Annotated in this window: 11 protein-coding genes; 8 read left to right on the plus strand and 3 right to left on the minus strand. The window is 74.1% G+C overall.

Going from position 1 to position 13986, the window contains the following annotated elements:
- Positions 1–231: 231 nt before the first annotated feature.
- From NRK68_RS32180 to NRK68_RS32200, 5 genes are all read left to right on the plus strand, one after another.
- On the plus strand, positions 232–795 hold the full coding sequence (locus NRK68_RS32180) for an HPP family protein (RefSeq protein WP_257857514.1): 564 nt from the start codon (positions 232–234) through the stop codon (positions 793–795).
- Between the two features lie 91 nt (positions 796–886).
- On the plus strand, positions 887–1522 hold the full coding sequence (locus NRK68_RS32185) for a helix-turn-helix domain-containing protein (protein WP_183064693.1): 636 nt from the start codon (positions 887–889) through the stop codon (positions 1520–1522).
- A 14-nt stretch (positions 1523–1536) separates the two neighbouring features.
- Positions 1537–1701 carry a DUF6126 family protein gene (locus NRK68_RS32190; RefSeq protein ID WP_183064694.1) on the plus strand — a complete coding sequence of 55 codons (165 nt, stop codon included), beginning with the start codon at positions 1537–1539 and terminating at the stop codon, positions 1699–1701.
- Positions 1702–1771: 70 nt separating this feature from the next.
- Positions 1772–2854 (plus strand): NAD(P)H-dependent amine dehydrogenase family protein, encoded by a 1083-nt coding sequence (locus NRK68_RS32195; protein WP_257857515.1) that lies wholly within the window; start codon positions 1772–1774, stop codon positions 2852–2854.
- Positions 2851–3330 carry a carboxymuconolactone decarboxylase family protein gene (locus tag NRK68_RS32200; RefSeq protein ID WP_257857516.1) on the plus strand — a complete coding sequence of 160 codons (480 nt, stop codon included), beginning with the start codon at positions 2851–2853 and terminating at the stop codon, positions 3328–3330. The genes NRK68_RS32195 and NRK68_RS32200 overlap by 4 nt, the downstream gene beginning before the upstream one ends.
- Positions 3331–3415: 85 nt before the next feature.
- On the opposite strand, the gene NRK68_RS32205 is transcribed toward NRK68_RS32200, so the two are convergent.
- The 3 genes from NRK68_RS32205 to NRK68_RS32215 all read right to left on the minus strand — a co-directional run bounded on the left by NRK68_RS32205 (position 3416) and on the right by NRK68_RS32215 (position 7302).
- Positions 3416–5071 carry a GMC oxidoreductase gene (locus NRK68_RS32205; RefSeq protein ID WP_257857517.1) on the minus strand — a complete coding sequence of 552 codons (1656 nt, stop codon included), beginning with the start codon at positions 5069–5071 and terminating at the stop codon, positions 3416–3418.
- A gap of 91 nt (positions 5072–5162) precedes the next feature.
- On the minus strand, positions 5163–5789 hold the full coding sequence (locus NRK68_RS32210) for a DUF6629 family protein (RefSeq protein ID WP_257857518.1): 627 nt from the start codon (positions 5787–5789) through the stop codon (positions 5163–5165).
- Positions 5790–5793: 4 nt separating this feature from the next.
- On the minus strand, positions 5794–7302 hold the full coding sequence (locus NRK68_RS32215) for an MFS transporter (protein ID WP_183064698.1): 1509 nt from the start codon (positions 7300–7302) through the stop codon (positions 5794–5796).
- 205 nt (positions 7303–7507) lie between these two features.
- Between NRK68_RS32215 and NRK68_RS32220 the strand changes: the two genes are divergently transcribed.
- The 3 genes from NRK68_RS32220 (at position 7508) to NRK68_RS32230 (ending at position 13922) form a co-directional block, all read left to right on the plus strand.
- Positions 7508–11116 carry a S8 family serine peptidase gene (locus NRK68_RS32220; protein ID WP_257857519.1) on the plus strand — a complete coding sequence of 1203 codons (3609 nt, stop codon included), beginning with the start codon at positions 7508–7510 and terminating at the stop codon, positions 11114–11116.
- Between the two features lie 195 nt (positions 11117–11311).
- Positions 11312–12208 carry a serine hydrolase domain-containing protein gene (locus NRK68_RS32225; protein WP_183064700.1) on the plus strand — a complete coding sequence of 299 codons (897 nt, stop codon included), beginning with the start codon at positions 11312–11314 and terminating at the stop codon, positions 12206–12208.
- Positions 12209–12296: 88 nt separating this feature from the next.
- Positions 12297–13922 carry a cytochrome P450 gene (locus NRK68_RS32230; RefSeq protein ID WP_183064701.1) on the plus strand — a complete coding sequence of 542 codons (1626 nt, stop codon included), beginning with the start codon at positions 12297–12299 and terminating at the stop codon, positions 13920–13922.
- Positions 13923–13986: the final 64 nt, after the last annotated feature.

Raw genomic sequence — 13986 nt, forward strand, 5'->3', positions numbered from 1 at the left:
GCCGCTCCACCGCCCGCCGGGCACCGGGGGCGGACATCCGCGGTGCAGGCCCGGATCCCGGCCGGCCGCGTCATGGAAGCGTAGTAGGACGGCGATGGACGCGCGGGTCAAGGTGGGTGTCCACATGCCGGGCCCTGTCGGACGGCACGCACCACGACGGGTCCGCCCCCGCCCCCGTCACCCGCTCGACCGTGCCCGTGTCCGTACCCCGCCGTGCCAGGAGCCGCCATCGTGGACCTCGACTCCGTGCTGACCCGCCGGCCGTCACCCGGCCCGGAGGTGCCCCGCGACGCAGCGCCCCCGAAGAGGCCCAGGCGCCTGCACCGGGTCCGGGCCGCCGCTGCCGCGGTCCTCCGCGGCTCCGGTGCCGTCGCCGCCGCCCTCCTCGCCATCGCCGCCATCGGCGCGGTCCTCGGCGAACCCGTCCTCATACCCTCCCTGGCCGCCAGCGCCGCCGTCCTGCACTACACCCCGGCCCTGCCCACGGCCCAGCCCCGGACCGTCGTCGTCGCCCACCTCCTCGGCGCCGCGGCCGGTTACGCGGTCCTCGCTGCCCTGCCGGGCAGCCCCTGGAGCGCGGCCCTGGCCGGCGGGCTGACCTTCGCCGCCACGAGCCTCACCCGGACCCAGCACTCACCCGCCTGCGCCACCGCCGTCGTCGTCGTGTTCCAGGCCCCGGCCCCCGAGCGGTTCGTCCCGCTGCTCTTCTGCGCGACGGTGGTCCTCGTCCTCGGCGGTCTCGCCGCCTCCCGCCTGCACCGGTCGGCGTCCCGGTACCCCGTCCGCTGGTGGTAGCCGAGGCGGCCGCGGCCGATGCGCGCCCGACCTTTTGCCCCAGAGGCAAGCAGGTTTGCCAGGAAGGCAAGACTCTGGCTCAATCGGGGGCATGAACCCCGGTCCCGCCCCCGACGGCTCCGACGACACGGCCGACGAGCTGCCCGCCGTGGCACCGCAGCTGCGCGAGCTGCGCCGCCGCGCAGGCCTCACCCTGGAGGCCGCCGCCGCCCGGGCCCGGCTCTCGCCCGCCCACCTGTCCCGTCTGGAGACCGGGAGGCGGCAGCCCTCGCTGCCGCTCCTGCTGGGGCTCGCCCGCACCTACGGTACGACGGTCTCCGAACTGCTCGGCGAGACCTCCCCCGTCGCCGATCCCATCGTACGGGCCGGCGGTCCCGGTGCCCGCGAGGCCGACGGCTGGACGTACTGGCAGGCGGGCGGCGCCGGCCGCGGGATGCAGGCGCTGCGCGTGCACGTCCCGTACGGCCGCGGCCCGGACGAGCTGGTCCGCGTCCACCCCGGCGAGGAATGGCTGTACGTCCTCCAGGGGCGGCTGCGCCTGCACCTGGGCGAGGCCGAGTACCTGCTGGAACCGGGGGACAGCGCGCACTTCGACTCCCTCACCCCGCACCGGATCGGCGCGGCCTCCTCCGGCGGGGCCGACCTGCTGTTCGTCCACACCCTGCTCCAGAGCAGCCTCGCCGGGCTGTGCCTCGGCGGGGCCCCGACCACCACGCACCACCGATAGGCGAGGAGCCACCCATGACCCCCGTGCCCCCTGCGGACAAGCCCGTCGGCGTCCGCGCGCGCTTCGAGGCCAAGTTCCCGCGCGGCCTGATCATCCGGCTGATCGCCTACCTCTTCGTCGGCCACCTCTTCGCCTTCTTCGTCTACCTCCTCTTCGTCCTGGGTGGCCAGAACCAGTAACCGCCCCGAGCGCACGAGTTCGGGCCGCGCGGCTATGGAAAGGTGCGGGGCCGGTGGCTACCCTCCGCGCATGATTCCCACGGTTGTCTGGGGTACCGGCAACGTCGGCCGGCTGGCCATCCGCGCCGTCGCGGCCCATCCCGCGCTGAAACTCTCCGCCGTCATCGTCCACAATCCAGCCAAGGTCGGCCGCGACGCGGGCGAACTCGGCGGCCTCGACCACCTGTTGGGTGTCGAGGCCACCGACGACGCCGAAGCCGTCCTGGCCGGCCGGCCCCGCGCTCTGGTGTACGCCGCGTCCGGGGACGTCCGGCCCGACGAGGCCCTCGCCGACATCACCCGTGCGATCCGGGCGGGCGCGGTCGTCGTCAGCCCGGCCCTCTACCCGCTCTACGACCACCGCAGCGCCCCGCCGGAGTTCCGCGACCCGGTACTGGCGGCCATCGCGGAGGGCGGCGGCTCGCTCTTCGCCTCCGGCGTCGACCCCGGCTGGGGCAACGACATACTCCCGCTCCTGCTCAGCGGACTCGGCACCACCATCGACGCCATCCGCTGCCAGGAGATCTTCGACTACTCCACCTACGACCAGCCGGACTCCGTCCGCGACCTCGTCGGTATGGGCCACCCCATGGACTTCGAGCCGATGATGCTCATGCCGTCGATCCCCACCATGGTCTGGGGCGGCCAGATACGGATGATGGCCCGGGCGCTCGGCGTCGAACTCGACGAGATCCGCGAGACGTCGGAGCGCCGCGCCCTCGACACCACCGTGACCACCCGCACCATGGGCACCTTCGAGGCGGGCACCCAGGGCGCCATCCGCTTCGAGGTCCAGGGCATCGTCGCCGGCGAGCCCCGCATCGTCATCGAGCACGTCACCCGCATCCACGCCTCCTGCGCCCCGGACTGGCCCGCGGTGCCGGACGGCGGCGACGGGGCCCACCGGGTCGTCATTGAGGGCCGCCCCCGTATCGAGGTCACCGTCGAGGCCACCGACGAGGGCGAGAACCGCTCGGCCGGGGGCAACGCCACCGCCGTCGGCCGTCTCGTCGGCGCCATCGACTGGCTCACCGAGGCCGAGCCCGGACTGTACGACGCCCTCGACGTCCCGCTGCGCCCCGCCACCGGCAGACTCGGAAGGAAACCGTCATGAGGATCGACATCCCCGAAGGCCAGCACCCGATCGAGTACGTATGGGGCGACATGGTGCCCGGGATCGGCATGGCCGCCGCCAACTTCTCCCTGTCGGTGTACGCCCACACCACCCTGGGGCTGCGCGAGTTCGAGGCGGCCCGGCTGCGCGTCGCGCAGATCAACGGGTGTGTGTTCTGCCTGGACTGGCGGACCGAACGGGACGGGGAGAAGGTCGAGGAGGAGTTCGCCGACGCGGTCACCGAGTGGCGCACCACCGAGGCGTTCGACGAGCGCACTCGGCTGGCGGCGGAGTACGCGGAGCGGTACACCCTCGACCACCACGGGCTCGACGAGGAGTTCTGGGACCGGATGACCGCGCACTACAGCCAGTCGGAGATCGTGGAGCTGACGATGAGCCTCGGGTCCTGGCTGGCCTTCGGGCGGCTCAACCACGTGCTGGGCCTCGACAGCGTCTGCGTGCTGCCCGGGCACTGAGCGGCCCCCGGACGCGGGCGGGGCACGAAAAAGGGGCCGTTCGGGACATCCGAACGGCCCCGGCCGCTGGGGGGAGGACGCGGCCCTACGGGAGGTCGGTGGCGATGATCTTCTCGATGTTGCGCTCGGCGAGCGCGGTGATGGTGACGAACGGGTTCACGCTGGCGTTTCCGGGGATCAGCGCGCCGTCGATCACGTACAGACCGGTGTAGCCGTGCAGACGGCCGTAGTTGTCGGTGGCCCTGTCCAGGACGGCGCCGCCGAGCGGGTGGTAGGTGAGGGTGTCGTGCCAGATCCTGTTACCACCGAACAGATCGGTGCGGTAGATCGTCCCCTCCTTGGAGTTGATCTTGTCGAAGATGGTCCTGGCCATGGAGATGGACGGTTGCTTCCAGGCCGTCTGCCAGCTCAGGTCGGCCCTGCCCACCGCGGCGTTCCAGGTGAACTCGGCGCGGTGGGGGTTCTTCGTGATCGACAGGTAGAAGGAGGCGTAGGTCTCGATCCCGGTGGGGAGCGGGGCGACCTCGGCGAAGGCACCGCCGGCGTCCCAGTTGTCGATACCGGAACAGGGGATGGTCGACTGGAGCTTGCCGGTCGGGTCCCACATGTGGTTGGCGCGGCCGCACATGACGTTGCCGTTCTCTCCCCAGCCCTTGCCCACCTCGCCGTTGAGGTTCGCCAGCGCCCCGGTCGCCTTCAGCTTGACCAGGAGCTTGGCTGTGCCGACGCTGCCGGCCGCGAAGAACACCCGTTCGGCAGTGACGGTCTTGGTGGCCACGGTGTCCCCGGTGGTGCTGATCTGGTCGATGGCGACCGTGTAGCCGCCGCCCGCGGCGGGGGAGACCGTGGTGACCTTGTGCAGGGGGGAGATCGTGACCCTGCCTGTGGCCCTGGCCTGCGCCAGGTACGTCTGCACCAGCGACTTCTTGCCGTGGTTGTTGCCGTAGAGGATCTCCCCGGCCAGCGCGGACCTGGTGGCCGTGCCGGCGGCCTCCTGCTTCATGTAGTCCCAGTCGTACACGTCGGGCACGAAGGTCCACGCGAAGCCGGAGCGCTGGGCGTGCTTGCGGCCGACGCGGGAGAACTGGTAGCAGTCCGCGGTGTCGAACCAGGCCGGGTCGACCATTCCGACGCCGAGCCCGGCGTTGGCCCGCGGGTAGTAGGTGTCGTACATCTCGTCGGCGTTCACCGACGGGAGGACGGCGGCGAAGTTCGCCCGCCTGGGCGTGACCGCCATGCCGCCGTTGACGAGCGAGCCGCCGCCGACGCCGCGGCCCTGGTAGACCGTGATGCCGGCGAAGTCCTCGGCGTCCAGGATCCCCGTGTACTTGGGGACGTCCTTGTCGATGGGGAAGCCGAGGAAGTTGCTGAGCGGGGCCTTGGTCCGGGTGCGGAGCCAGAAGGAGCGGTAGTCCGGGCTGGTCACCTTCGGGAAGATCTTGCCGTCCGGGCCTGGGGTGTCCCAGTTCATGCCCATCTCGACCATCTGCACGTCCACTCCGGCCTGGGCCAGCCGCAGCGCCGCGACCGAGCCGCCGTAGCCGGTGCCGATGACCAGGGCCGCTACCCGGGCGCCGTCGGTGATCGGCCCGGCCCCGGCCTCCGCCGCCGCGGCGGCGGAGGCCGGGGTGCTGTGGCCGCCGGCCAGCGCAACAGCCCCGATGATGGAACCTGTTCTACCCAGGAATCCGCGACGTGAAATTCCATTGGAGCCCTTTTTGGGCAGGGTGTTGTCACCCATGTGACGTTCCTCACTCTCGATGGAATGGGAACGAGTTCTACTGCTGCCCGCGTGTGAAGTCACTACATACGTCTAGGTAACTTTCGGTCGATCAGGGGCCCCCGGCGGCCGGTTCCCGGCCCCGGACCCAGCCCAGGACGAGCAGTGAGGCGACCGCCGCGAAGGCGCACCAGGTGGAGGCGAATTCCAGCCGCCACAGCGCTGAGCAGGCCAGTGCCCCCACCGCGAGCACCACGCCGAGGGTCCGCAGCCGCCGGTCCCCGCCGAGCAGCAGTGCGCCCAGGGTGGCGAACAGGTAGCCCGTCAGGACCAGGGGCGTCCACGGAACATTCACGCCGTAGCCGAGGGTGCGGCCCCGGATCTCGGCGGTCACCGGCCCGTTCGCGAGGCCGTACGCGAGCGCCGCGGCGGTCGCGAGACCCACCGCCACCGGCCCCCACAGGCGGCGCCGCGCCGCGGGCGCCGCCGCGAGCAGCACCCCGGCCGGCACCCACACCGCCAGCAGGGGCAGGGCGATCACGGCCCAGGCGGTGGCCGCCGGGGAGCAGCCGCCGCCCGTGCCCCAGACCGCGGCCTCCACCAGCTGGTGCGCGCCCAGCAGCAGCGGAAGGGCCGCGACGGGCAGGTCGCGGGCCCGGCGCACCCGGGCCACGCACACGAGGCCGACGGCGGCGACGGCCGTGCCCGCCACCAGATCGGCCGTCGCGCTCCAGCACACGGGATCAGCCCGGCGCCGTACGGTCGCCCCGCTCGCGGGGTTCGAGCGGCGGGGAGGACAGTGCGCAGTGCGTGTGGCACTGGGGGTGGCACGCCCCGGGCGCGGGGGAGCGCACGGTCGCCCAGGCCACGGCCGCGCCGGCCACGAGGGCGCCCGCGCACCATGGCATCGCCCGTCCGAAAGCGGCGTCGAACTGAGTGGCCGAGAGGTACGACTCCGGCCCCATCCCGGCCAGCAGCGGCAGCGCCGCCACCGCGAGCAGCCCGGCCGCGCGGGCCGCGGCGTTGTTGATGCCGCTGGCCAGGCCCGCCCGCCCCGGGTCCACCGAGGACAGCACGGTCGCCGTCAGCGGAGCCACCAGGGCCACCATCCCGAGCCCCATCACCACCATCGCGGGCAGCACGTCCCCCCCGTAGGAGGCCCCCGGGCCGATCCGCAGCGTCAGCAGCGTCCCCGCCGCGCACAGCAGCGGCCCCACGGTGAGCGGGACACGCGGCCCGATCCGCTCGCCGATCTCCCCCGAGCGGGCCGACAGCAGCAGCATCAGCAGGGTCGTCGGGAGCAGGGCGGCCCCGGCGGCCAGCGCCGAGTACCCGGCGACCACCTGGAGCTGGAGCACGACGAGGAAGAAGAAGCCGCTGAACGCCGCGTACACGCACAGGGTGACGAGGTTGACGGCCGTGAACTGCCGGGAGGCGAAGATGTCCGGCGGCACCATCGGATCGGCCCGGTGCCGCTCCACCCACACGAAGGCGGCGCCGAGCAGCACACCGCCCACCGCCGCGGCGATCACCGGTGCGGTGCCCGACGAGGCCTCGATCAGCGCGTAGGTGACCAGGCCCAGGGCGCCCGCGCCGAGCACCGCCCCGGCCACGTCGAAGCGTCCGTGCGCCTGCGGGTCCCGCGACTCCGGTACGTGCCGCAGCGCCACCGGTACGCACAGCGCGGCCACCGGCACGTTCAGCAGGAACACCCACCGCCAGCCCGGCCCGTCCACCAGCCAGCCGCCGAGGAACGGTCCCACCGCCGCGCCGACGCCGCCCAGCCCCGACCACAGACCCACCGCGCGGCCCCGGTCCCCGGCCCGGATCGAGCCCTGGATCAGGGCGAGCGAGCCGGGCGTCAGCAGCGCTCCGCCCACGCCCTGCAGGGCCCGGGCGGCCACCAGCACCCCGGCGTTCGGCGCGATCCCGCACAGCAGGGAGCCCACCGCGAACCACACCGTGCCGAGTACGAAGACGCGGCGGCGCCCGAAGCGGTCGCCCAGCGCCCCGCCGACGAGGATCAGGCCGGCCAGGGTGAGCAGATAGGCGTTCACCGTCCACTGCAGCACCGCCAGATCGGCGTCGAGATCCTCCCCGATGCGCGGGAGGGCCACGTTCACCACGGTCGAGTCCAGCATGGCCATGGTCGACCCGAGCACCGTGGCCAGCAGGATCCACCGGCCGCGCGCCGAGGCGAGGGGTACGGCGGGCTCGGGCGGCACGTCGGGCGACTCGGCGGGCACGGTCATGCCTTCAGGCTGGCCCGCCGCGCGCCGAAGGGCCAGCGGGGCGCCCCGTCCGCGGGGGCGAAGACGGCTCGGGACGGCTCACGACGGCTCACGACGGCTCATTAGGCACTCTTGTAATGAACATGACGCCGCGTTCACCATGACCCGCGCACGTCACGCGCACCCTTCCCGCACATCCCGCACACGGCGTACGAGGAGACAACACGTGGTCCGACGCGACAAACGGTCCTCACGAGCCCTACGGCCCACAAGGCCGGGCCGGCCCGCACGGTCCTTACGCACGGCGCTCGCCGCCCTCACCTCGGTCCTGCTGCTCCCGCTCGGCGCGGGCGCCGCCGCGGCCGCACCGGACCCCGGCACCGGCGCGCCCAGCGCGGCCGAGCGCAAGATCGAACCCAAGCTCCGCGCCCAGCTCGACGGCTCCGCCAAGGCCGTCTTCTGGGTCTACCTCGACAGCGCCGCCGACCTCACCGCCGCGGGTGAACAGCAGACCCGCGCCGCCAAGGCCGAGACCGTGCTGAGGACGAAGAAGGACCACGCCGCGCGCAGCCAGGCCGACGTCATCAAGGCCCTGGAAGGCGCCGGGGCCGAGTACACCTCGTACTGGATCGTCAACGCCGTCCGCGTCGTCGGCAGCGAGAAGCTCGCCGGGACCCTCGCGCAGCGCCCCGAGGTGGCCCGGATCGACGCCGACGACAAGGTCGACCTCCCCAAGCCCGCCGAGGGTACGCGCGAGAAGGCCGTCGCCGACGCCGTCGAGTGGAACATCGACCGGGTCAAGGCCCCGCAGGTGTGGGATCAGACCGGGGTCCGCGGCGAGGGCATCGTCGTCGCCAACATCGACAGCGGCGTCGACTTCACGCACCCGGCCGTGGCGGGCCAGTACCGCGGCCGGAACGCGGACGGCAGTCACTCCCACGCCTACAACTGGTTCGACCCGGCGGGCGTGTGCGCGGGCGCCGCACCCTGCGACAACAACGACCACGGCACCCACACCATGGGCACGATGGTCGGCGACGACGGCGGCGCCAACAAGATCGGCGTGGCCCCCGGCGCCAAGTGGATCGCCGCCAAGGGCTGCGAGTCCAACTCCTGCTCCGAGGCCTCACTGCTCGCCTCCGGCCAGTGGATCGTCGCCCCGACGGACCTGAACGGCCAGAACCCGCGCCCCGACCTCGCCCCGCACATCGTCAACAACTCCTGGGGCGGAGCGGGCGGCGACAGCTGGTACCAGCAGATCGTCGACACCTGGCGGGCCGCCGGCATCTTCCCGGCCTTCTCCAACGGCAACGCCGGACCCGGCTGCTCCACCAGCGGCTCGCCCGGTGACTACGCGAGCTCCTACAGCTCCGGCGCCTTCGACATCAACAACGCCATCGCGTCCTTCTCCTCGCGCGGCGCCGGTCCCGGGGGCATCGTCAAGCCGAACATCTCCGCCCCGGGCGTGAACGTCCGCTCCTCCGTTCCCGGCGGCGCGTACGAGGCCTTCTCCGGCACCTCCATGGCCTCGCCGCACACCGCGGCCGCCGTGGCCCTGCTGTGGTCCGCCGCCCCGGCCCTCGAAGGCGACATCGCGCAGACCGAGTCCCTCCTCGACGGCACCGCCCTGGACACCGACAGCGGCCAGTGCGGCGGCAACGCCGCCGACAACAACGTCTTCGGCGAGGGCCGCCTCGACGTCCTCGCCGCCGTCAACGCCGCCCCGCGCGGCGCGCTCGGCGCCCTCGGCGGCACCGTACGCTCCGACGGCCTGCCCCTCGCGGGCGTGAAGGTCACCGCCGACGGCCCGATCGACCGTACCGCCACCACCGCCGCCGACGGCAGCTACTCCTTCCCGGCCCTCTCGGTGGGCGAGTACACCGTGACCGCGGCCAAGTTCGGCTACGGGCAGCAGACCACGACCGCCACCGTGACCGAGAACGCCACCGCCACCGGCGACTTCAGCCTCACCCAGGCCGCCTCCGGCAAGGTGACCGGCACCGTGGCCTCGGCCTCCGGCCCGGCCGCGGGGGCCGCCGTCACCATCGCGGACACCCCGGTCACCGCCACCGCCGACGCACAGGGCCGCTTCGAGGTCACCCTGCCGCACGGCACCTACCGGGTGAACGCCACCCACACCTCCCGCTGCCTCAGCCCCGGCACCGCCGAGGTCACCGTCGGCGGCGACACCACCGTCGCGGTGAACCTGCCCGAGCGCACCGACGGCTACGGCTACGCCTGCGCGACCGCCGGCGACCGCCCGTACGCCGAGGGCAGCCGGCAGCTCGCCCTCACCGGCGACAACACCACCGAACGGGTCGACCTGCCCTTCCCGCTGCCGCTGTACGGCAAGACGTACGCCCAGGCCTGGATCGGCACGAACGGCACGGTCAGCTTCGGCGGCAACCACACCGGCGACATCAACGGCGACCTGCCGAGCACGGCCACGCCCAACGCGGCCCTCTACCCCTTCTGGGACGACCTGGTCGTCGGCGCGGCGGGCAGCGGCTCGGGCGTCTTCACCGCGGTCACCGGCACCGCCCCGCACCGCAGTTACGTCATCGAGTGGCGCGAGGTGTCCCACTGGTCGGCGCAGGCCGACAAGTTCTCCTTCTCCGCGGCGATCGGCGAGGACGGCACCGTCACCTACTCCTACAAGGGCACCGGCGGCACCGGCATCAAGGGCGGCTCCACGGCCACCGTCGGCGTGGAGAACGCCACCGGAACCGACGCCTTCAAGTACTCCTTCAACACCCCGGTCATCACGGGCGGCCTGTCCATCGCCTTCCGCACCACCAAGAGCGGCGTGGTGGCGGGCCGCGTGCTCGACGCCAACGACGGCAACGGCATCGCGGGCGCCACGGTGACCGTCGGCACCGGCGACGCCGCCGTGTCGGCGACCACGGCCGCCGACGGCGGGTACGTCGTCCAGAGCCCCTCCGGCCCGCGGAGCGTCTCCCTCGCGGCGCCGCAGTACCAGGCCGCCACGGCGACGGTGGACGTCAGGGCCGCCGACGTCACGACGGTGACGCAGTCCCTGCGCACCGGCCGGGTGACGGCCTCCCGGCCGGCGCTGGAGGTCGTGCTCCCGGCCGACCAGCAGCGCACGCGGACCCTGGACCTCACCAACCCGGGCCTCGGCACGGCGTTCACGGTGTCCGAGGACGCGGCCTGGCTGGCGGCCACACCGGCGAGCGGTGACCTGCCGACCGGCGGGAAGGTCCCGCTCACCCTCTCGGTCGACACGACCGGCATGGCTCCGGGCACGGTCCTCACCGCCGACCTGAAGATCGCCTCGGCGAGCGGCCGCACCCCGGTCCTCACCGTCCCGGTCAAGGTCGTCGTCCCCCGCTACCAGGTCGCCCTGGACGCGGGGTCCGGCTACGGCACCACCGACGCCCTCGGCGACGCCTGGTCCCCGGACCGCAAGTACACGGCGGGCTCGTACGGATACCAGGGCAACAGCAGCGTGCAGTCCACCGGCCGCACCATCGCCGGCACGGACGAACAGCGGCTCTTCCGCAACGCCCGTGAGGGTATGTACGAGTACCGCTTCGACAACGTGCCGAACGGCACCTACACGGTGGAGCTCGGCTTCGCGGAGCTCTCCTCCACCAAGCCGAACAAGCGCGTCTTCGACGTCCTGGCCGAGGGCACACAGGTTCTGCCCTCCCTCGACATCGCGCTGGAGGCGGGCACCTACAAGGCCCTGACCCGCACGTACATGGTCACGGTCACGGACGGGGTGCTCAACGTCCGCTTCGTGACGCACTCCGGATTCGGCAAGCCCCTGCTGAACACCCTCCGGGTGACCGACCGGCCCGACCAGGGCTGACCGGCCGACGCGGTGAGGGGGCGGGGCAGCCACCGGCCCCGCCCCCTCCTCCCGGCCCGGGGCCGGTTCCTTCCGGTCCCGGGCCGGTTGCTTCCGGTCCGGGCCCGGTGGCTTCCGGCCCATTCGGGTGGCGGGAGCGACGGATCCGCGCGACCTGCCGCGGGCCCGAGGCGCCGGTGGTTAGCGTGAACGACCATGACGCTCCTGAGCGACCAGGCAGACGCCGTCCGGGCCCTCGTGGAGTCCGCAGATCCCGGGGCGGTGTGGGCCGTCGGCGGACCGGACGGTCCGTGCGCCGGTTCGGACGGCGCGGACGACGTCCTCGACGTCGGCGGCCTCACCACCGTCCTCGCCCTGTGGCCGGCGGTCGGGACCCTCGTCGACGAGGGCGCGCTGAGCCTGCACACCCCGCTGGCCGCGTACGGGGACGAGGCCGCGGCGGGCACCCCCGCCGGAACCACCGCCCACCAGCTCCTCACGCAGCCCGGTGGCACGGCCGCCCTCACCCGCCTCGTCGAACACCTCTCCGGCAGCACCGTCGCCGACCTCGCGGCCGTACGCGTCTGGGCCCCGCTGGGCATGACCCGCACCCGCCTCGCCGCCGACGGCACCCTCCGCGCGCCCCTCGCCGACCTCGTCCTCTTCCTGCGGAACCTCCTGCACCCGAGCGCACCGAGCGACCCCGGCAGTTCAGGTGGCCCCGGTGGCCCCGGTGGCCCTGGTGGCCCTGGTGGCCCTGGTGGCCCTGGTGGCCCCGGTGGTCCGGCCGAACCGAGTGCTCCCGCCGTTCGCGGCGACGCGTCCCGCCCCGCACCCCTCACCCGCGCCTGGACGGCCGAGTCCCTCCGCATCCGCACGGGCGAACTCACCCCCGCCCGGGGGCTCCTCTGGCACCCCGCGCCCCACGGCGTCTGGACGCACCACGCCCCGGCCGACCCGGGCCCCGCCGTCTGGATCTCCCCGCGCCACCACCGCTGGGCCGTCCTCCTCCCCGCCGTCCGCAGCCCGCTGCGCACCACCTTCCGCGAGGCCGTCTTCACCCCGGACGCATCCGCGCGGCGCGGCCGGCCGGACGGGATCCCCCGGGTGTAGCGCTCGGAGCGCGCACTCCGCGGGCGGGACGTACGGTGATGCCGATGTCACCGGCCGTTGTCGTCGTTCCCGTCGCGGAGGTACACGGATGCGTACGGTCCAAGGGGCCGCCCTCGACGGGCTCAGGGCCCGGGTACGGGCCCTCGCGGAACGGACCGGGATGCCGGTGCGGTCCACGCGGGGCGAACGCACGCACGGCGGACCGGCCGTCCGGCCACGTCCCGCGGAGCGACCGGTCCGCACACCCCTGGGCGGAGCGCCGCTCGCGGACCCCGGACCGGCCGCGCCGCCGCCGGGCACGGACACCCCCGCCCGGCGGACATCCGTGACCGCCCCGCTCCGACGCCGGCCGGCCGCGCCCGCCCGTACCGCCGTCCTCACCGCGCCCGCCGTGTCCCCCACGGCCGTGACCACCGTGTACGCCGCCCTCGTCGCCCTGCTCTCCGGCACCGGACGGCCGCGCACCCTCCGCCGGCGGTCCGAGGAGGTGCACGCCTCCGCCGCCGCCCTGCGCGCCCTGCGCGCACGCCACGGGGAGGCGCCCGCGCTCGTACGCACCCGGTCCGGGAAGACACTGCTCGTCCTCCTCGACCCGCGGGACCTGCGCCGCTTCTACGCCGAACCCGTCACCGTCCTCGCGGCCGACCCGCCGCGCAAGTGCCGGGGCCTGGACACGCACGAGCCCGACCCCGACGGGGACGGCACCGGCTGCGCCCGCGCTGAACAGCGCGCCGAGCGGCGGCGGATGAGCGCCGACGTGCTGGCCCCGGGACAGCCCGTGCACCCCGCTGCCGGGCCGATCCTCACGGTCGTGTCGGAAGAGGCCCGGCACCTGAGCGCCGCAGGAACCCTCGAACTCGCCCGCGCCCGGCACGCCGTGAGCCGGGCCGCCCGCCGGATCGTGCTCGGCGCCCCGGCCGCCGAGGACGACGAACTCGCCGGATGGCTCACCCAACTGCGCGCCGAGGACAAGCGCCTGCGCGGCGGCCCGAGACGCGCCGCGCGCTCGGTCCACGACAAGGCCCGCGCCCGCATCCGGGAGTACGTCCGCCGCGCGGGCGAGGACACCCTCGCCGGCCGCGCCGCCCGCCTGGCCGACGCCGCCGCCTCCGCCGGTACCGACGGGGCCGCCGACCCCGGCGACGAGGCACGGCTCTGGCTGCTGGCCATGGACGCCGTGCCCGACACCCTGCTGCGCACCCTGCTCCTGCTCGGCGCGCACCCCTGCGAACAGGACGCCGCCGCGGCCGAAGCGGCCGCCGAGGTCGCCGCCGGTCCGGCCCGGGGCGAACTGCCCAGGCTGCGGGCCTGCGTCCGGGAGTCGCTGCGCCTGTACCCGGTAGTGCCCGACCTGGTCCGCGTCACCCGCGCCGAGACCGAATGGCGGGGCGTGCGCCACCCGGCCGGCACCTCGGTGCTCCTGCCCGCCGCCTTCCACCAGCGCGATCCCGAGCGGGTACCGGCCGCCCATGTCTTCGTACCGGGCCGCTGGAAGAACCCGGGTGCCGACCAGGACATCCGGATGGCGCCCTTCAGCCACGGCGGCGGCCGCTGCCCAGGCGACCAGCTCGGACTGATGATCACCGCGGCCTTCTGTGCCGAGGTCCTGCGCGGCCATCGGATCACCGGCACCCGGCCGGTCCTGGACCCCGTGGGGCCCCTGCCCGTGACGCTCGACCCGCACGGCGTCCGGCTCACCCTCACCCGCCGCTGACAGCCGGCCGCCGCGCCGACGCCACCCGTCGTACCCGCCCCACCCGTTCCGCCCCGCTCCGTAC

The sequence above is a fragment of the Streptomyces yangpuensis genome, assembly GCF_024666385.1.
Lineage (GTDB): Bacteria > Actinomycetota > Actinomycetes > Streptomycetales > Streptomycetaceae > Streptomyces > Streptomyces yangpuensis.